General features: G+C 66.8%; 16 protein-coding genes. 10 read left to right on the top strand and 6 right to left on the bottom strand.

Translation table 11 applies throughout. The annotated features are described in order from the left end of the window. The first annotated feature begins 240 nt into the window (after window positions 1–240). From KY661_RS35555 to KY661_RS35520, 8 genes are all read left to right on the top strand, one after another. Window positions 241–1,296 (top strand): S66 family peptidase, encoded by a 1,056-nt coding sequence (locus KY661_RS35555; RefSeq protein WP_225414426.1) that lies wholly within the window; start codon window positions 241–243, stop codon window positions 1,294–1,296. A gap of 247 nt (window positions 1,297–1,543) precedes the next feature. Continuing rightward, a complete protein-coding gene (locus KY661_RS35550; RefSeq protein WP_263437629.1) occupies window positions 1,544–2,302 on the top strand; it encodes a class I fructose-bisphosphate aldolase in 759 nt (252 codons plus the stop codon). Between the two features lie 95 nt (window positions 2,303–2,397). Further along, window positions 2,398–3,642: a 3-dehydroquinate synthase II gene (locus tag KY661_RS35545; protein ID WP_225414424.1), complete on the top strand. Its 1,245-nt coding sequence runs from the start codon at window positions 2,398–2,400 to the stop codon at window positions 3,640–3,642. Window positions 3,643–3,695: 53 nt separating this feature from the next. Further along, window positions 3,696–4,946, top strand: coding sequence for an aspartate kinase (locus KY661_RS35540; RefSeq protein ID WP_317987326.1), 1,251 nt, complete (start codon window positions 3,696–3,698; stop codon window positions 4,944–4,946). Beyond that, complete coding sequence (locus KY661_RS35535; RefSeq protein ID WP_225414422.1) at window positions 4,943–6,172, top strand: FAD-dependent monooxygenase; 1,230 nt, start codon at window positions 4,943–4,945, stop codon at window positions 6,170–6,172. Before KY661_RS35540 ends, KY661_RS35535 begins: the two co-directional genes overlap by 4 nt. Beyond that, window positions 6,159–7,727, top strand: coding sequence for a multicopper oxidase family protein (locus tag KY661_RS35530; RefSeq protein WP_225414421.1), 1,569 nt, complete (start codon window positions 6,159–6,161; stop codon window positions 7,725–7,727). Before KY661_RS35535 ends, KY661_RS35530 begins: the two co-directional genes overlap by 14 nt. 29 nt (window positions 7,728–7,756) lie before the next feature. Next, on the top strand, window positions 7,757–8,512 hold the full coding sequence (locus tag KY661_RS35525) for an amidohydrolase family protein (RefSeq protein ID WP_225414420.1): 756 nt from the start codon (window positions 7,757–7,759) through the stop codon (window positions 8,510–8,512). Continuing rightward, window positions 8,509–9,813: a phenylacetate--CoA ligase family protein gene (locus KY661_RS35520; RefSeq protein WP_225414419.1), complete on the top strand. Its 1,305-nt coding sequence runs from the start codon at window positions 8,509–8,511 to the stop codon at window positions 9,811–9,813. The genes KY661_RS35525 and KY661_RS35520 overlap by 4 nt, the downstream gene beginning before the upstream one ends. On the opposite strand, the gene KY661_RS35515 is transcribed toward KY661_RS35520, so the two are convergent. The 3 genes from KY661_RS35515 to KY661_RS35505 form a co-directional block, all read right to left on the bottom strand. Then, window positions 9,799–10,293, bottom strand: coding sequence for an SRPBCC family protein (locus KY661_RS35515; protein ID WP_225414418.1), 495 nt, complete (start codon window positions 10,291–10,293; stop codon window positions 9,799–9,801). The two genes, KY661_RS35520 and KY661_RS35515, sit on opposite strands and share 15 nt — an antisense overlap. Continuing rightward, the gene (locus KY661_RS35510) at window positions 10,290–10,688 is read right to left on the bottom strand and encodes an ArsR/SmtB family transcription factor (protein ID WP_225414417.1); all 399 of its coding nucleotides are present in this window, start codon (window positions 10,686–10,688) and stop codon (window positions 10,290–10,292) included. The genes KY661_RS35515 and KY661_RS35510 overlap by 4 nt, the downstream gene beginning before the upstream one ends. A 90-nt stretch (window positions 10,689–10,778) precedes the next feature. Then, a complete protein-coding gene (locus tag KY661_RS35505) occupies window positions 10,779–12,584 on the bottom strand; it encodes an NUDIX hydrolase (protein WP_225414416.1) in 1,806 nt (601 codons plus the stop codon). Here KY661_RS35505 and KY661_RS35500 point away from each other — a divergent pair. Continuing rightward, window positions 12,583–14,847, top strand: coding sequence for a M28 family peptidase (locus KY661_RS35500; RefSeq protein WP_225414415.1), 2,265 nt, complete (start codon window positions 12,583–12,585; stop codon window positions 14,845–14,847). The genes KY661_RS35505 and KY661_RS35500 overlap by 2 nt on opposite strands. Before the next feature lie 13 nt (window positions 14,848–14,860). Beyond that, on the top strand, window positions 14,861–15,868 hold the full coding sequence (locus tag KY661_RS35495; protein ID WP_225414414.1) for a DUF3616 domain-containing protein: 1,008 nt from the start codon (window positions 14,861–14,863) through the stop codon (window positions 15,866–15,868). Here the strand turns inward: KY661_RS35495 and KY661_RS35490 are convergent. The 3 genes from KY661_RS35490 to KY661_RS35480 form a co-directional block, all read right to left on the bottom strand. Then, a complete protein-coding gene (locus tag KY661_RS35490; protein ID WP_075008404.1) occupies window positions 15,862–16,194 on the bottom strand; it encodes a DUF2845 domain-containing protein in 333 nt (110 codons plus the stop codon). The two genes, KY661_RS35495 and KY661_RS35490, sit on opposite strands and share 7 nt — an antisense overlap. A gap of 73 nt (window positions 16,195–16,267) precedes the next feature. Then, a complete protein-coding gene (locus tag KY661_RS35485; protein ID WP_225414413.1) occupies window positions 16,268–19,003 on the bottom strand; it encodes a bifunctional acetate--CoA ligase family protein/GNAT family N-acetyltransferase in 2,736 nt (911 codons plus the stop codon). 59 nt (window positions 19,004–19,062) lie between these two features. Then, entirely contained in the window at window positions 19,063–19,254 is a 192-nt protein-coding gene (locus tag KY661_RS35480; RefSeq protein ID WP_225414412.1) for a hypothetical protein, read from the bottom strand. Window positions 19,255–19,348: the final 94 nt, after the last annotated feature.

Genomic DNA, 19,348 nt, shown 5'->3' with positions numbered 1-19,348 from the left:
CTGGAGATCGGCCCGGTGCCCGTCCGTGACTCCGGGACCCGTAGCGGAACGCCCCTGATGGTCAAGGCCGGATGGAACTGCGGCCAGCGCCCGTCGCGGAGCAGCCTCTCGACGTGGGCAATGGACCGGTATTCAACGCATTCGCACAGGATGCCCTTCGAAGCGCTCCCCAGGGGCTGCGCAGGACATTCGCCCTGTGCGCTAAACTAGCTGGTCAAATCATTTGATAAAGGTCAGGCAATGACGCTTTCAGGCTTGATGATTCCACCCGGAGTGAAGCCCGGCGACAAGATTGCCACGGTTTCCCTGTCATGGGGTGGGGCGGGTGAGGAGAGGTTTCGCGCGCGCTACGAGGCTGGCAAGAAGCAACTGCAGGACACATTCGGCGTACAGGTTGTTGAAATGCCGAACACGCTAAAAGGCGCGGACTATCTCTATAACAATCCGCAGGCGCGGGCCGATGACCTGCATCAGGCCTTTGAGGACAACGGGATCAAAGCGATCATCAGCTGCATCGGTGGCGAAGATTCCGTCCGGTTGCTCGACAGGATTGATTTGAAAATCCTCCGCGCCAATCCCAAGGTTTTCATGGGGTACTCTGACACGACGGTGTCGCATTTCATCTGCCTGAAAGCCGGGTTGCGCAGCTACTACGGTCCTGCCATCCTGACAGGATTCGCCGAGAACACCGGCATGCACGAGTATCTGATCCAATCTGTGAGACGGACAGTGTTTTCCCGCGATGTCATCGGCACCATCGAAAACAGCAAGGAAGGCTGGACAAGCGAGTATTTGGCGTGGGATGTGCCGGAAAACCAGAGCATCAAACGCAAGATGCATCCGCCGATGGAGTGGCAGTTTCTGCAAGGCAAAGCCGCCGTCACGGGACGGCTGCTGGGCGGGTGCACCGACGTGCTGCCGATGATCATCGGCACTTCGGTTTGGCCAGCTGCCGATACATGGAAAGATGCCATCCTGTTCTTGGAGAATTCCGAGGAAGCCATGCCGCCCGGCGCTTTCCTGTGCATGCTGCGCAATTTGGGCGCACAAGGCATCGTAGACAGGATCAGCGGCATCTTGTTTGCGCGGCCATGCAATGTGGTAGCCGAGAAGTTCGCCGAGTATGAAGGCATGCTTCTGAAGGCCTGCGCGGAGTATGGAAGGCAGGATTTACCGATCATCACCCGCATGGATTTCGGGCACACCGATCCGATGTTCGTGATCCCGATCGGCGCAAAGGCGACGATCGATCCGGCCGGGAAACGGTTTTCCATCGATGAGCCGGGTTGCTGCTGAAGCTCACCTTGAAGAAGATCGGCGAGCCGCAAATATGGAAATCGCCTTCCAGCCGGACAAGGGAGCGCTTCCTCGCACTCAGGGATAGCGGACGGGGGGCGCGTCCTCACTCACATCCTTCCTTTCGGCCTTCTGCCTCAGAGGACCGTGGAGCACTCGAAAGGCAGGAGCCATGGATGGCGTTGCAAAAAGGATTCGCTGGTCGCGTTTCCTTCATGAGGACTCCCACAGGGGGGTGATCGTCCCGATGGACCATGGACTCACCCTGGGGCCCATCCAGGGGCTGGAGAGCCTGGAACAGATCGGGCGATGGATCCGGCACCCGGTCATCACGGGGATCCTTGCCCACAAGGGGTTGGTCGAGCGGCTGGCGGAGCAGGGACTGCTCCGGCGCCAGGGGGTGATGGTTCACCTCAATGGCATGACCTCGCTGTCGTCCACGCCGAACCGCAAGGAGATTCTGACCTCGGTGGCGCGGGCGCTGCGCCTCGGCGCGGACGCGGTCTCCTTGCAGCTCAACTTCGACGGGACGAACGACGCCGAGAACCTGGTCATGCTGGGCAGGGCCGTGGACGAGGCCCACGACGAGGGGCTGCCGGTGCTGGCCATGGTCTACGACAAGACCGATCCTGCCCGGGAGGAGCAGCGCCTGCTGCGGATGCGCCACCTCATGCGCGCCTGCGTCGAGCTGGGCGCGGATGCCCTCAAGATCGCCGCGCCCGCCAGGCTCGCCCTGTTGCCGGTCCTGTTGGATGGCATCCAGGAGCACACCGCCGTCTTCTTCGCGGGCGGTTCCAAGTGCTCGGACGAGGAATTCCTCTCCCTGGTCCAGGAGGCGGTGGCCTGCGGTGCCACGGGCCTGTGCGTCGGACGGAACGTCTTCCAGCGCGAACGGCCGTCGCTTCTCCTCGACCAGGTGTGGGACCTCCTGCAGGGGGATCACGCCGTCAGCAGCCTGGGGGCCGCCGCTTTCCTGACCCAGGGCTTCAGTGAAGCCGTGAAGTGATTTTTCCGAAGTCACAAATCCTTTCTCACCACTCTCTCTTTAGGGCCGCGCAAAGGGCCGTTCAGTGCGCGGAATCCTCGTCATCAGGAGCAGGCATGAGCACCCCAGACACTGTCATCAACATGAGCGAAGCCGTTACCATGCACAAACGCGAGCGCATCCGGCTCGAGCGTTTGGAGGGAGGCCGGAACCGGGCCGAGGAGTCCAGCGCCCTCATGGTCTGGTTTGACTCGCGGGGGCTGTCCACCCCCCAGGACCACGAAGGCTTGATCGCGCGGCTGACGAACCTGCCGTACACCGGCATTGTCCTCTACCCGGACAACCTGGCCGCGCTGGCCCCCGCCATCCCCGCGCGCATGCTCACGGTCTTCCATGCCGAAAGCGCCGGGGACCTGGAGCAGCTCTCCGTGCTTCCCTCCCGGGAGGCCGTGGTGGCCAGCCCGGATGTGCAAGTGCTGGCAAAGGCGGCGGAGCAGGGGCTGAAGACGTGCTACCGGGCCTACGTGGATGATGGAGAGAGCCTGCATCAATCCATCCAGGAGGGCTGCCGCCACGCCTATTTGATGATCCGCTTCAGGGATCCCACCAACATCCCGTTGGAGTTGGTGATCGCCTCGCTGCAGGCCACGAACACCGTGCTCATCAAGGAGATCAGCACGCCCACGGACGTGGACGATGCCATCGTCACCCTGGGGGTGATGGAGGTGGGCGCGGACGGGGTCATGTTCTCGCCGCGTGCCCACGGTGCGCTGAGTGACTTCGTCTCGCGCCTGGGCCGGCTGGAGCGCACGGCGGTGCAACTGGAGGTGGCGACGCTGGTGCGCAGCACGCCCATCGGCATGGGCTACCGCAGCTGCATCGACACCACCACGCTCTTCTCTCCCACGGAGGGCATCCTGGTGGGCTCCACGTCGCAGGGGGGGCTCTTGTGCTGCCCGGAGGTCTTCTTCCTGCCCTACATGGAGCTGCGTCCCTTCCGGGTGAACGCCGGGGCCGTCCACAGCTACGTCTACAACTTCGGCAACCGTACGGACTACATGAGCGAACTCAGGGCGGGTTCGCCCTTGATGCTGGTCGACCGTACCGGGAGCACGCGCCGCTCCAGCGTGGGCCGGATGAAGACGGAGATGCGGCCCTTGCGCCTCATCGAGGCCCGGTTCCAGGGCGGCGAGTGCATCAACGTCATCATGCAGGACGACTGGCACGTCCGGATCTTCTCGGACGATGCCAAGCCGCTGAACATCACCGAGCTGAAGCCCGGGGACCAACTGCTCGGCCACAGGGCCCTGCCGGGACGGCACGTGGGCATCAAGGTCGACGAGCACATCATCGAAAGCTGAGAGAGCGTCCCATGAGAGCATTTGAGCAGTTTCCCCGGAGCGGCCGTCCCCTCATGGTGAAGAAGTTTGGGGGGACGTCCGTGGCGGATGTCGAGCGCATCCGCAAGGTCGCGCGGCTGGCGCTCGAGAGCCAACGGGCAGGCAACGACGTGGTGGTCGTTGTCAGCGCCATGAGCGGGGAGACGAACCGCCTGCTGGGGCTGGCCCACCAGATGCTCTCCCGCCCGGATGCCCGGGAGCTGGATGTGATTGCCGCCACGGGAGAGCAGGTCTCCACGGCGCTGACCTCCATGGCCATCCAGTCCGAGGGGGGACAGTCCTGCTCCTTCCTGGGACACCAGCTCCCGCTGCGCACGGACAGCGCCTTCACCCGGGCCCGCATCCACCAGGTGGAGCAGGAGCGCATTCGCAAGGCCCTCTCGCGGGGGCAGATCGCCGTGGTCGCCGGATTTCAGGGCGTGGACTCCGATGACAACATCACCACGCTGGGGCGTGGGGGCTCGGACACCACGGCGGTGGCCCTGGCGGCCGCGCTGGGCGCGGACGTCTGTGAAATCTACACAGACGTGGAAGGCGTCTACACGGTGGATCCCCGCGTCTGCGCGTCCAGCCGGAAGCTGAAGTCCATCCCTTACGAAGAAATGCTCGAGCTGGCGTCCCTGGGAGCCAAGGTTCTGCAGGTGCGCAGCGTGGAGATCGCCATGAAATACGCGGTGCCTGTTCACGTGCGCAGTACGTTTTCGGAGGAGGAGGGGACCTGGGTCGTCTCCCGGGAGAAGACGTTCGAATCCCGGGTGCTCGCGGGGCTGGCCTGCGAGCGGAACCAGGCGCGGGTGGAGATCTCCGGCATCGAGCACCACCCCGGCCGGGTGGCGGAGCTGATGGAGCTGCTGGCGCAGATGAACACGAGCGTGGACCTGCTGCGCCATTGCCGGGAGGACGTTCATGCGAGCCTCGCGTTCACCCTGGCCGAAGAGGAACTGCTCCGTGCGAGGCCCTCGCTGGAGCAGCTCGTGGAGCGCATGGGGGCCTCCAGGGTTCACGTCTCGGCGGGCCTGGCCAAGGTGTCCCTGGTAGGCATTGGCATCCGGTCGGATCCCTGGATTGCCGCCCGCGTGTGCCGCAGCCTCGCCCGGCACGGCATCGGTGTCTCGGACCTGGCCGTGAACGAGCTGCGCATCAGCGGACTGGTGGAGGGGAACCATGCGGACGAAGCGCTCCGCATCCTTCACGAGGCCTTCCTCCTCGTGCCCACGGACGCCGCGGAACCTTCCGCCGCGTATGCCGAAGGGGGCCTGCAGTGAGCTGCCCGCGCATCCTCATTGTCGGCGGCGGCATTGGCGGACTGGCGGCGGCCCTGGCGTTACGGCGGGCCGGGTTCGAGCCGCGGGTGTTCGAACAGGCCGCCCGCCTTCAGCCTGTCGGGGCCGGCATCCAGATGAGCCCGAATGCCACGCGGGCTCTCCTTCAGCTGGGGTGCGGAGAGCACCTGCGCGCTGCCGCGGTGGCCCCGGAGTCGCTGGAGGTCAGGAGCTGGAACACCGGAAGGCGCATTTTCTCCACCCCCTTGGGCGAGCGTTGCCTCCAGGAGTACGGCGCCCCGTATTACCACGTCCACCGGGCCGACCTGCACGCGGTGCTCTTGAAGGCACTCGGGCAGGAGCCGCTCCACCTGAGCGCCCGTTGCACCGGCTTCGTCGAGGAAGACGGAGGGGTGCGTGTGGACTTCGCGGATGGCTCTAGCCAATGGGCGGACCTGCTCATTGGCGCGGATGGCATCCACTCGGCCGTCCGGACGGCGGCCTTCGGGCCGGAGCGCCCCCGCTTCTCGGGCTACGCGGCCTTCCGCGCCGTCCTCCCGGCCGAACGCATCCAGGGCCTCCGGCTCCAGCGCAACCTGACCTCCTGGTGGGGCCCCGGGCGGCACTTCATGCACTACTTCATCTCAGGGGGGCGCCAGCTCAACTGCGTCGCCGTGGTCCCGGCGAAGACGTGGCCGCTGGAGTCCTGGTCGGCCCAGGGAACTCCCTCGGAGTTCCTCTCGGAATTCCAGGGGTGGCACCCCGCGGTCCTGGAGATGATCCGCGCGACGGAGCAGGTCTTCAAATGGGCCTTGTACGATCGGGAGCCCTTGCCCCGGTGGAGCCGTGGGCACGTCACGCTGCTGGGGGATGCCGCCCATCCCATGCTGCCTTTCCAGGCGCAGGGAGGGGCTCAGGCCATCGAGGATGCGGTGGTGCTCGCGGGCTGTCTGTCTCGGAGCGCCGGAAGGCCTCGGGAGGCGCTGGAGAAATACGAGCGGTTGCGCAAGCCCCGGACCAGCCGGATCCAAGGGGTCTCCCGGGGCAGCGCTGAGCTGTTTCACCTCGCCCGGCCTGTCCAGGTTCTCAAACGCAACACCCAGCTCCGGCTCACCCATCGGTTCAGGCCGGGAAGGCTCGCGCACCGGATGGACTGGTTGTACGCGCACGACGCGCTGGCCGAAGCCAGTGCAGCAGCAAGAGAGGAGAGCACACATGAACGGCATTGAGAAAGAATTGCATTGGCATGGGGGGGCGCATGGAGGCTCCTGGGAGAAGCCACACATCCGGGAGGTCAGCCACGAGTTGACGGTCCAATACGCCACCCATCCGATCCGCCGGGTGCTCGATGACGGTCAAGTGCAGGTCGACCTGGTCAACCTCCGTTCCTACAATGGGAAGCTGGTGGGGCCGGTCATGGAGGTCCGCCCAGGGGACACGCTGAAGGTTCTCTTGAAGAATCAGCTTCCCTTCCATGAAGACATGGTGGGCGATCACCCGCACAACGGCCCTCACGGTTCCAACGTCACCAATCTCCATTTCCACGGGATGCATGTCTCACCCGCTGGAAACTCCGACAACGTCATGCTGTCGATCGGCCCGAACCAGCAGTTCGAGTACGAGGTCAAGATTCCGAGTGATCATCCCGCGGGTACCCACTGGTACCACGCCCACAAGCATGGGGCCGTTGGCATCCAGTTGGGCAGCGGCATGGCGGGGCCCTTGATCGTCCGCGGCGGCATTGACGGCGTCGAGGGGATTCGTGAAGCCCGGGAGCGCATCCTCGTCCTGCAGCAGATTCCCTACAAGATGGTCACCAACCCCTACGACGAGACCCAGCAGGCGAACATGGTGGAGGAGTTCGCTCAGCTCTTCGAGTTCACCTGGCTGAGCGAGCTCGTGCCTCAAGGGCGGCGTGTCACCCTCAATGGGGAGACCCTGCCGACCTTCCAGATGCGTCCGGGAGAAGTCGAGCGCTGGCGGTTCATTCACGCGGGCATCCACTTTCCGTTCCGGCTCCGGCTGGTCCGGGAGGGCGGCAACCCCGCCACCGAGAGCATTCCCTATTACTTGATTGCCATGGATGGCATCACGACGGGCCGCCTCGACAAGGTGGACGAGACCGAGATGCACCCCGGGTACCGCGAGGATGTGCTGGTCCAGGCGGTGGGCCGGGATGGGAAGCCCTTGGCGCAGGGAACCTACCTGCTCGTGGACGAGGTGGAGCAAAACCCCCAGGCCAAGGTCCTGGCGCGCATCGTCGTGAGCGGGCCGCCGAAGAAGATGAAGCTGCCCAAGCCGCAGGCGCTGGCACCGTTCGCGCCGTTCAAGCCCATCCTGGACGAGGAGCTCACCAGCCATACGCCTCAGCCCGCGCATTTCGAAGTCCAGATGCTGCAACCGCCTCCGGCGCCCGTCTTCAAATTCCTCCTCAACGGCGTCGAGTTCGATGCCCATGCGCCTCCACGCAAGCTGACCCTGGGCGCGGTGGAGGAGTGGCTCGTCACCAGCACGGGGGTCCCGGAGTTCTTCCCGGGCCATCCTTTCCACATCCACACCAATCCCTTCCAGTTCACGGATGCGGAGGGAAGGATCGTCTGGAAAGACACGCTGTTCGTGCCTGTTGGCGCGGAGTTCCGCTTGCGCACCCGTTACAAGCGCTACGTCGGCCAGTTCATGCTGCACTGCCACATCGTGTCCCACGAGGACGAAGGCATGATGGAGCTGCTGGAGGTCGTTCCGCCCAAGCAGGATGCGGGGGGCGGCCACGGCCCTCACCACTGAGCTTTGCCAGTAGGCGCGAGAGGTTTTCCATGGTGATCGATGCGCATGCCCACGTCTCTCTCTCCAGCTATGGAGCCACAGAGGGATATCTGAAGCAGCTCGAACAGAGCGGCATCCAGCAGGGCATCATTGGCCCTGGCGCCATGCTGGATGTCAGGCGGATGAGCGCCTACCTCGGGGGCAAACTCAAGCCGGACAACGACGTCCCGGACAATGGGTATGTGGAGCAGTCCTTCCGTGCCCACCCCCAGCTGCATGGGCTTGCGTGTGTGGATCCACGAGCGCCACAAGCGGTCCAGACGCTGGAGGGGTACTTGAGGCGAGGTTTCCGTGGATTGAAGTTGGCACCCCTGGTTCATCCCGTGCCGTTCGACAGCCCGGCCGTTGCCGGACTGGTGAGCTTCTGTGGTGAGCTGGGGGTGCCTGTTTACGCACATACCGGGCCCCATCCAGGGGCCAGCACGGCCGGGTTCGCCGCGCTGGCCCAGCGTTTCCCTCGCACGAACTTTGTCCTGGAGCACCTGGGGTTTGGACCGGCCGATCCAGAGGCGACGGCCGCCGCCACCCACCTGGACAATGTCTTCCTGGAGACCTCGCTGGGCAGCTACCTGCACATCGAGGAATCGGTCAAGAAGGCAGGCGCTCACAAGGTGCTCTTCGGCTCCGAGTACCCCCTGTCACACCCCGCCGTGGAACTGAAAAAGATTCTCCTGCTCCCCATCTCCAGCCACGAGCGCGAGAGGATCCTCGGCGGGAACATCCGTGAACTGCTTCGCCTCGAATGAACATCCACACAGGGAATAGAACCATGGCGTCGCTTTATCCACTGGAAGCCCTCAACCGGATCTTGCGGCATGCACGCAATGCTCCCTTCTACAGGGCACACCTGCCAGTCACTCCCGTCCAGTCCTGGGAGGACTTCAAGCGGATCCCCTTCTCGACGAAGGAGGACCTGCGGCGGCACTCTCCGGAAGGGCTGGTCTGCGTTCCACGTCAACAGCTCTTGCAGTACCACGAGACCTCCGCGACGACGGGGGCCGCGGTCTCCGTCTGGTACAGCGAGAAGGACTTGAAAGAGATCCGGAGCCGTCTGGGGAATTGGGGCGTCGGCTTCAACCGCGACGACCGCGTGCTCATCAAGTTCCCCTATGCGCTCTCCTCCATCGCACACTTCGTCCAGGCCGCCGCTCACCACAAGGGCGCGTGTGTGATTGCCGCGGATGCGGGAACCGCGGTCACCCCCTTGCGGACCGTGGTCGAGTTGATGAGAAAGCTGCAGGTCACCGTCCTGGCCACCATGTCACTGCAAGCGGTGGTGGTGGCCGAAGCGGCGGAGATGGCGGGCCTTGACCCTCGCCGTGATTTTCCCCACCTGCGTGCCATTTGCTGCGGCGGAGAGCCCCTCACGCCGTACCGCCGCCAGCTTCTCCACGACATCTGGGGAGTCCCCGTCTATGACAATTATGGGATGACCGAGACAGGACCCCAGGCCATGGACTGCCCGGAACGCAGGCTGCACCCGTTCCAAGAAGCTGTCTGGATGGAGGTTCTGGATGACCGCTTCGAGCACGAGGTGGCCCCCGGGGAGACGGGAAACCTGGTCGTCACGTCGCTCACCCCCCGGGCCACCCCCATGATCCGGTACATCACGGGCGACAGGGTCAGACTTCTGAACCAGCCCTGTGCATGCGGCCAATCCATCACCCTTCAGCACCGGGGCAGGGCGGCGGACATCCTGCGGGTCCAGGGCAAGCCGTTCGACCTCTGGGACCTGCAGTCCATCGTGTTCCAGCTCCCGAGCCGGCGGTTCTGGAAGGCCGCCGCCGAACCGGAAGGGCTCCGCTTCATCGTGGAACAGGAGCGGAACGAGTTCCCCCTCCAGCCCGCACTCCTGGAGCGTCTGCGGCAGGCCCATGGCGTCGGCCTGCGGGTGGACCTGGTTCCCAGAGGGACCCTCTACAACCGGAATGAGCCGGTCTCGTTTGGACGGCCCGGGAAGCCCGTCTACCTCTGTGACGCCGCGGAACTCGCGGCCCTGGTGGACGGCAGCCAAGCCTCCATTGCGCGCCGGTCAGCGGGCGGGTGAGCGCTGCACGAATGCGTCGAGCTTGGCGAGCGTCTGCTGGCCGAGTTCCGCCGCGCCAAACGACTTCACACGCTGGCACGCCTGGGCCGTGAGGAAGACCGAGTGCATGGTGATGAGCGTCTTCTGGCCCTGGGCCTCGAAGGTCACGGTCACGTCGAACGCTTTCGGGTCCTCGTCCACGTCGGAGTCGTGCTGGTACGCCAGCCGCTCGGGGCGCACCACCTCCCGGTAGGTGATGCGGTTCGGGAACTTCGTGCCGTCGGGCCCGGTGAGGAGGAACCGCCAGGTGCCGCCCGGTTTGACGTTCATCTCGTGGACCTGGGTGGAGAAGCCGTTGGGGCCCCACCACTGGGCCACATGGGCTGGGTTGGTCCACGCATCGAACACCAACTCGCGCGGGGCGTTGATCGGGCGCGAGACAACAATCTCCCGGTCGGAGGTGGACGAGAGGGGAGGGGAGGCACGGGGCGTGGAGTTCATCGCTTGCGTCCTTTCTTGGCGTTGGGGGAGGGGACTGCGGTGTCCTGTTTCGGAGGTTCAGGCGGCTTCTGATTCGCTTGAAGGGTGGCGAGGTAGGACTCGAGCCGGTCGAACCGCTGCTCCCAGTGCTCGCGGTACTGCTCAACCCACTGGGAGACTTCGCGCAGCGGCTCGGCCGCCAGCGAGCACGGGCGCCACTGGGCCTCCCGGCTTCGGGTAATCAGTCCTGCTCGCTCCAGAACCTTGAGGTGCTTGGTGACCGCCGGGAGGCTGATGTCGAAGGGGGCCGCCAGCTCGGTGACCGCCGCTTCGCCCTGCGACAGCCGGGCGAGGATGGCCCGCCGGGTCGGGTCGGCGAGCGCGGAGAAGGTGAGGGACAAAGGGTCGGTCGGCATCGGTACTTAACCAGATGTATAAATAACCAACTGGTTAAATGCAAGGGGCAAGGGCCCCTGTCGCAGGGGCATGCGCTCGCCGCTTCGGGGTTACTCGCCCAGCGCGGAGTAGTTCACGAGGGTGTACCGGTACTTCTGCTGGGCACGCATCCGGGCGGCCAGGGCGCCGTGGACCGCCTCGTCCCAGCGGGTGTACCGCTCGATGAAGCGGTCCGAGGCGGGCTTGTCTCCCGCCCGCTGAATGGCGAGCACCTCGCGCAGGAGGCTGCCCACCACCTCGGGGTACTTCTCGTAGTGGATGTGGAGCCCGTCCGGCCGCAGCTCCAGCAGGCCCTGGTCGAGGAAGTAGTTGAGCTGCATGAGCTGCATCGTCTGGTAGGGCTGGTCCCGCCGGGGGCGGACCACCTGCAGCACGCGCAGGATGCCGCTGGCGTACAGCTCGCGCAGCGTGGTGTCGTCGTAGAAGCCCCGCTCGCGCAGCTGCTTGCCGATGTACAGCGAGACGAGGTCCGACTTCATCTCCTCCAGGGCGCTCGAGTTCTCCTCCAGGGCATCGCTGTTCACCGAGCGGCCCTTCACGTCCTGGTCCACGCCCAGGTAGTGGCCCACCTCGTGCCAGAGCGTGCGGTTGAAGCCGCCGCTGGGCCCCAGGTGGGTCCGGAAGGGCTCCGCCACCACCGCCTCCCAGACGGTCCGCCCGTTCGAGAACAGGTTCGGGTTCTTCATGATGTTCGAGCGCAGCAGGATGGTCCGGCCGTAGCGGCGGGCGTGCAGCGGCTCGTTGGGGAGGATGGTGGCCGTGTTGGTGCTGCGGGCCTGGGCGAAGTCGGCGACGACGTTGTAGACGCCCACGGGAATGTCCGAGCTCACCGTCTTGTGCGGCGTGTAGGGCAGGCTGTCCTCCAGCGCCTGGAGCCCCTGGAGCCCCTTCTCCAGCTTCGCCGTCGCGGCATCGTCCCGGATGAGCACGCTCAGCGAGTAGAACGTCTTCGCGCCGAACAGCTCGTCGTCGTAGACCTCGTAGGAGCCGATTTGCGCGTTGAGCCGCCGGAACCGGCCCCGGACCCAGGAGGCATCGCCGGACTCGTAGTCATTGGAGAGCAGGTCCCGGGCGCGGTTGCGCAGGTAACCGGCGAACTCGGCGTCCTCCGCCTCCACGGCGTTGGCGGCGTCCCACAAGAGCCCGTGGGCCTTCACCATGCGCGGGGCATAGGCGACGGCGTAGGGGACGGCATAGAGCAGGGCCGGGTCCGGCTTCTTGGCCAGGGCGCGCAGCGTCTCGCTCAGGCCCGGGTGAAGTCCCGCGATGACCGGATAGCGCTCCAGCGTCCCCAGATCCTGCCGCAACGAGGCGGCATCCGCCCGGCGGACGACGGTGCGGGGGGCCAGCAGCGAGGCCTGAAGGCCCGGGTGCTTCTCCAGGACGGCCTGGACCTGGGCCTTGGTGATGCCCCAGGGGTAGACGTTCTTGCCGGGAACCACCGGGTCCGTGGGCAGGAAGGGCATCCGCTCGTTCTGGAGCGTGTTGGCGATGGGCCCCTGGAAGAGGCGGTAGAGCGTCCGCTGCTGACCGGCGAGCGGGGTCTTCTGGGCGTCGAGCTTCTTGCGGAGCTCAAGGGCCTTGGGATGCCGTGATTCCTCGTAGATGTCCTGGAAGAGCGCGCCCACTTCCAGGAGCTTGGCGAGGGCGGCGCGTTCCCCGGCGGACAGCGGGGACAGGTCCGTGTCCAGCCGGATGGTCTGCGTCTTCTCCAGGATTTCGCGGGTGTGGTCCTCGGTCCAGGAGGAGGGAGGGGCGGCCTCGGGAGAGGTGGAGAGCATGAGCACCAGGGCGGCGGCTGCGCGGTTCATTCCCTGGAGCGTAGCCCGGTCTTGCTGGTAAAGGCGCAGACCCATGACGCTCTCGTCCGGACGGGGACTGTTGCTAGGCGGCGGGCTCCTCGGTGTCCTGCTGGCCTTGCTGTGGCTCCGGAACGAGCCCCCCGCCGTGCGAAGCGCTGGAGCGGCTCCGGACGGCTTCTCCGTGCACCAGGCCCTGGAGGTTCGCGGCCGGTTGATGGAGGGGATGGGCCCACACCGCGTGGGACAGCCGGCCCTGCGGGTGCTTCGCGACCGCCTGCTGGGCGAATTCCAGAAGCTGGGCCTGTCGCCGCAGGTGCAGTCCACCTTCGTCTGCTCGGACTACGGGACGTGCGCGACGGTGGAGAACCTCCTGGTCCGGTTTCCGGGCCGGGGCCCCCATGCCGAGGGGCGCCAGGCGGTCATGCTCGCGGTGCATTACGACTCGGTGGGGGCGGGACCGGGCGTGTCCGATGACGCCAATGGCACGGCGGTGGTTCTGGAAGTCGCCCGCCACCTGAAGTCCGAGCCCGCACGCCGCAACGACATCATCCTGCTCATCACCGACGGCGAGGAGTACGGGCTGCTCGGGGCCCACGCCTTCGTGAGGCATCCCTGGGCCAACGATGTGGCCGCCGTCGTCAACGTCGAAGCCCGGGGCAGCTCGGGCTTGAGCCACATGTTCGAGACCGGCCCCAACAATGCCCGGCTCGTCGGGTTCTACGCGAAGCACACCGCGCGGCCCTCGACGAACTCCCTGGCCTATGCCGTCTACAAGCGCATGCCCAACGACACGGACTTCACCGTGTTCAAGGCCGCCCAGATGACCGGGCTGGGCATCGCCAACATCGAGGGGGTGGTGCACTACCACACCCCCTATGATGACCTGGAGCACTCGGATCCGAGGACCCTCCAGCACCATGGGGATGTGGCCCTGGGGTTGCTCCGCGCGATGGCGGAAGAGGATTTCTCCCAGCCGCCGCCGGGAGATGCCGCGTTCGTGGACTTCCTGGGCCTGTTCGTCCTCCACTGGCCCGTGGGGTGGACCCCCGGCCTCGCCTTGCTGGGGCTGGGGCTCCTCCTCGCGGGGGCCTACCGGTGGTCCCGCGAGGAGCCGGTCTCGCCGCGGCAACTGGGCTGGGTGAGCCTGGGCTGGTGGGGACTGCTGCTGTTATGCGCCGGGGTGGGCTTTGCCTACTTCAAGCTCCTGAGCGCGAGCGGGGCGGCCCCCGTGTCGTGGATCGCCCATCCCGGCCCCGCGCTCGCCGCGCTGGGGCTGCTCTGGGTGTCGGTCTTCTGGCTGCTCTGCGCGCTCATCGCCCGCAGGACGACGGGCACGGCCCGGTGGATCGCGGTGTGGGCCTGGTGGGGACTGCTGACGGTGGGGCTCTCGTTCGCCTTTCCCGATGCCATCCCCTCGCTGCTGATTCCGGTTCCCCTCGTGGGGCTTGCCGCGGTGCTCACGCCCCGGGGCGTGGGCCGCGTGGCGGTGGTGGGGCTGGGCACCGCCGTGGCGGGATGCCTGATGTTCCCGCTGGTGTTCTTCCTGCTGAGCAGCCTGGGACTGCCCTCGCTGCCCCTGGTGGGCTTGCTGGCGGGGCTGATGCTGGCCACCCTCTTGCCCCTGTCACCCTCCCGGTGGCCCCTGGGCTGGCGGCTTCCCTCGGTCTGTGCCGCGGCCGCGGCGGTGCTCTCGCTCTGGGCCCTCCGCCTCTCGCCTTACTCGGAGCAGGCACCGCAGCGGCTGAACATCGTCTACCGGTTCGACCAGGACCGGCAGTCGAGCCGCTGGGCGCTGGAGGGCGACCTGAGCCGGGTGCCCGGGCCGCTCGCCGAGTTTCAGCAGGGCACGCGCGAGGTGACCGCGCCGTGGGACACGAAGCCCTCGTTCCTCCTGCCCGCGGAGTCCATCGGGCTGACCGCGCCCGAGCTGGAGCCCCTGCACGTCGAGACCGTCGCGGCGGGACGCACCCTCCAGTTGCGGCTTCGCTCGACGCGGGGAGCGCCTTTCGTGAACGTGGCGTTTTCTCCGGCGGCCCGTCTCACCTCGGTGCGTGTGAATGGGCAGAACGTGCCCTCGCAGAAGGAACGGATCCGCAATCGCTACGGCCAATGGCGGGCCGTCTCCTGCGTGACCGATGCGCCCCAGGGATGTGTCGTGGAGCTGTCCCAGGAGGGCAGCGAGCCCATCGAGGCGTTTCTCTATGACGAGTCTCCGGGCATACCGCCCGGCCGGTTCTCTCGCCGCGCGGAGTGGAAGGACTTCGTGCCGAGCCAGAATGGGGATGTCACGGTCGCCTCGCGCTCGTTGAAGATCTAGTACGCTCGGCCGCATGTTCCTGACGGTGTTCACAGTGACGGCGGCCCTCGCCACGGCTTCTGGAGAGGCGTCGCCTTCCAGCAAGACCCTGACGTTCGAGGGCGCGTGCGATGCCTCCGGGGCCGTGGTGCTGGGCCAGGACGCGTTCATCGTGGGAGACGATGAGGACAACATGCTCCGGGTCTACGACAGCCGCTCGGGAGGCCGGCCCCTCCACGCGGCCGATGTGTCCAAGGCCCTGAGGGTTGCGTCCGGCAAGAACCCGAGTCCCGAGACGGACATCGAGGCCGCCACGGACATTCCTCCGCTCGCCTTCTGGTTGACCTCCCACGGCCGGAAGAGCTCCGGGAAGCAGGACCCCAACCGCTTCCGCTTCTTCGCGACCCGGGCCTCACCGGACGGGCAGTCGCTTCAACTGGAAGGGAAGCCCTACACGCGGTTGCTGGAGGATCTCCTCGCCGCGCCCCAGCTCAAGGGGTTCGGGTTGGCCTCGGCCGCGCAGCGCACACCGAAAGAGCCGGGAGGCTTCAACATCGAGGGGATGACGGCCATGGAGGACGGAAAGTCCCTCCTGATTGGCTTCCGGAACCCCCTCCCGGAGGGCAAGGCCATCACCATCGCCCTCTTGAATCCCGTCGAGATGGTGAAGGGGAGCCCCGCCCGCCTGGGCGAGGCGCGGCTGCTGGACCTGGAGGGGCTGGGCATCCGCTCCATCTCCTGGTGGCGGGGGCAGTACCTCTTCATCGCGGGCCCCTCCTCCTCGGAGGGAACCTCGCGTCTGTTCACCTGGGACGGGAAGGCCGGCAAGCCCTCGCGGGTGGAGGGCGCCGACTTCACCGGGCTCAACCCCGAGGCCTTCGTCACGTTCGAGGACAAGGAGGAGATCCTCATCCTCAGCGACGATGGGACGCGCCTGATCGACGGCACCGAGTGCAAGCGGCTCAAGGACCCCGCGAAGAAGCAGTTCCGCGGCTTCTGGCTCCGCGTGCCGCAGGCTGCCGCGCCCCGGGACGGTCAGTAGCCGTGGCGGGTGCTCTGCACCTGCACGAGCTTGCCGTCCTCGAACGTCACCACCTGCATCAGCCGGTTGGTGCCGAAGTTGTACGTCCAGTCCTCGTAGGTCTTGTAGACGACCTCCTTGGTGGATTCGTCCTTGCCGGTCCGGGTCTTGGTCTCCTGGGCCACGTTGCGGGTGTCCTTGGAGGCCGGTTCACCGCACCGCGCCAGCACCTCTTCCCGGGACGCGCCGTCCGAGACGATGTGGGTGCCACACCGGAGCGAGGCGGCGTGGCTGGGCGGGGCGAGGAAGCAGAGCGCTACGGGGAGGGCCATCACGAGGGAACGCATCCGAGGAACTCCGTGGAAAAAGCAGAAGGGTGAGGGGGCAGACGCCAGCGGCCCCCGCTTATTCAACCGCGCATCAAATCAGGACTTTCACGGCCCGGACCATCTCCTCCGTGGGGTCCGGGTCAGCGATGATGTCGAAGCCCAGCTTCTTGCAGACGCGCTGCATGGGGCGGTTGCGCGACAGGATGTCCGCGACGATGCGCTCCAGCCCCCACTCGCGGCCAATGTCCACGAGCCGCTGGAGCATCTCCGAGCCCAGCCCTTGGTACTGCATCCGGTCGCTGATGAGCATGGCGAACTCCCCATCCCCGGTGCCCTGCAGGCGCGTCAACCGGCCCACGCCGACGATTTCGTCCCCTTCGGGCGTGGGGTGGATGGCCAGCAGGGCCATCTCCCGCGCGTAGTCGATGAAGCAGATGCGCGCCAGCCGCTCGTGGGCCACGCGCTGGTCCAGCCGCATCATCCCCGCGTAGCGCATGAAGACGCTCTGCTCCGAGAGGGCGCGGTGGAAGGCCTCCATCTTGGGCTCGTCCTCCGGGCGGATGGGCCGGACGATGAGTTCCGTGCCGTCCTTCGTGCGCAGCCGTCCCTCGTACTGCGAGGGGTAGGGGTGGATGGCCAGCGGGGGCAGCTCGGACTCCTGCACCCCGGGCTCGTGCAGCACCACCCGCGCATCCAGGGCGACCGGCTGTCCGGCCGAGGCCAGCAGGGGGTTGATGTCCACCTCCTTGAGGAAGCGCTGCTCCACCACGAGCTTGCTGAAGCGGACCAGCAGGGTCTCCAGCGCGGCCATGTTCACCGGCGGGCGCCCCCGGACGCCTTGCAGGGCCTTGTAGATGAGCGTGCGCTCCATCAACCTCCGCGCCAGGGTGGTGTTCAGCGGCGGCAGGCCCAGGGCCCGGTCCTGGAACACCTCCACCAGGATGCCGCCCGCGCCGAAGAGCAGCACGGGGCCGAACTGCGCATCCAGGCTGCTGCCGACGATGAGCTCATACCCATCCAGCCGGACCATGGGCTGCACCGTCACGCCGTGGAAGGCCTCCGCCTGGCCTCGCTCGGTCAGCGCCCGCTGGATGCCGGAGAACGCCTCGCGGACCTGCTCCGCGCTGGCCAGGTTCAACCGCACGCCGCCCACGTCCGTCTTGTGCATGATGGTGCGCGAGTGGAGCTTCACCACCACCGGGTAGCCCAGGGCCTCCGCCTGGGTCACGGCCTCGTCCTCCGTGGCCGCCAGCCGCGTCTCCACCGAGGGGATGCCATACGCGGCCAGCAACTGCTTGGACTCGTACTCCGTGAGCAGCGTCCGTCCGTCCGCCCGCGCGGCGTCGATGAGCGCCCGGGCCCGCTCGCGGGCGTTGCCCGTGGCCTCCTCCGCCAGCGTGGGCGTCTCGTACAGGGCGCTGAGGTAGTAGCTGTAGCGCCACATGTAATTGAAGATGCGGGCGGCCGTGTCGGGATAGCCGAATGTGGGGATGCCCGCGTCGTTGAGGATGCGCTCGCCCGCGGCGACCTCCGAGCCGCCCATCCAACTGGCGAGGACCGGCTTGCCCAGGCGGGCATAGGGTTTGAGCCGGTCCGCCGTCTGCGTGGGCTCCGTCATGTCCTGCGGGGCGAGGATGACGAGGAGCCCGTCGCTGTTCTCGTCCGCGCCGGCCACCTCCAGCGCCTTCGCGTACCGATCGGGATCCGCGTCGCCCAGGATGTCCACGGGGTTGCCGTGGCTCCACTGTGGCGGCAGCAAGCGATTGAGGGCCGAGAGCGTCTTCTCCGAGGGCTTGGCCAGCTCGCCCCCGCCGGAGACGAGCGCGTCCGTGGCCAGCACCCCCGGGCCGCCCGCGTTGGTGACGATGGTGAGCCGCCGGCCCTCGGGCCGGGGCTGCTTGGCCAGCACTTCGGCCATGTAGAAGAGGTCCGCGATGCTGTCCACGCGCAGCACGCCCGCGCGGCGGAAGGCGGCGGTCAGCACCTCGTCGCTGCCCGCGAGCGTGCCGGTGTGGGACGCGGCGGCCTTGGCGGCCTGCTCGGTCCTGCCCGCCTTGATGACGATGATGGGCTTCTGGAGCGCCACCTCGCGGGCCGCCGAGAGAAACGCGCGCGCGTCGCCGATGGACTCCATGTAGAGCAGGATGCTGCGGGTGCGCGGATCATTGCCCAAGTAGTCGATGAGGTCTCCCCAGCCCACGTCGAGCATGGAGCCCAGGGAGACGAAGGCGCTGAAGCCCACCGTTTCGCGCTGGCTCCAATCCAGGATGGCCGTCAGCAGGGCGCCGCTCTGGCTGATGAAGGCCACGTTGCCGGGCCGGGCCATGGCGCCCGCGAAGGTGGCGTTGAGGCCGGTGGTGGGCCGCATCAATCCCAGGCAGTTGGGGCCGATGATGCGCATGCGCCCCCGCCGGGCCTCGCGCAGCACTTCCTGCTCCAGCAGCGCCCCCTCCACGCCCGTTTCCTTGAAGCCGGCGGAGATGATGATGGCGCCCTTGACGCCAGCCTCGGCGCACTCCCGGATGACCCCCGGCACCGTGGGGGCGGGGGTGCCGATGACGGCCAGGTCCACCGGCTCCGGGATGGCGGAGATGGACGGCCAGGTCCGGATGCCCAGGACATTGCTGCGCTTCGGATTGACCGGATACACGGTCCCGCCGAAGGGATTGCTGATGAGGTTCCACAACAAGGTGCGGCCCACGCTGCCCTGGCGCTCGCTGGCGCCGATGACGGCCACGCTTCGGGGCGCGAAGAGGGCATCGAGCGGATGACGGGCCTGCTGGTGCAGCAGGTCGTACGTGGGCTCTATGGGCGGGCGGGCAGACATGGCCTTGCTGTACCACGGCGGCTCAGGCCCTGGCCGCCCTCACCACCGCCCCCGGTGCGCTATTCCGGCGCCGGTAGGAGGAAGTAATAGCGGGGGGCAGGCGGGGACAGGAAGCGTGGGTTGTCCACGGGGGGTTGCAAGAGGCTGTAGCTGCCCGCCATCGGCTGCTGGAGCTGATAGCTGCCCGCCATCGGCTGCTGGAGCTGATAGCTGCCCGCCATCGGCTGTTGGAGTTGATAGCTGCCTGCCATGGGCTGCTGGAGCTGATCTGAGGCATCCCCTCATTTAGCGAGCAGGCAGACAAGCGTTGACTGGGCCGTCTGATGCAACAAGTAGGGTCCATCG

It is taken from the genome of Allostigmatella hybrida (assembly GCF_020103775.1).
Taxonomy (GTDB): domain Bacteria; phylum Myxococcota; class Myxococcia; order Myxococcales; family Myxococcaceae; genus Hyalangium; species Hyalangium aurantiaca.
This window is presented reverse-complemented; position numbering and strand designations above follow the sequence as displayed.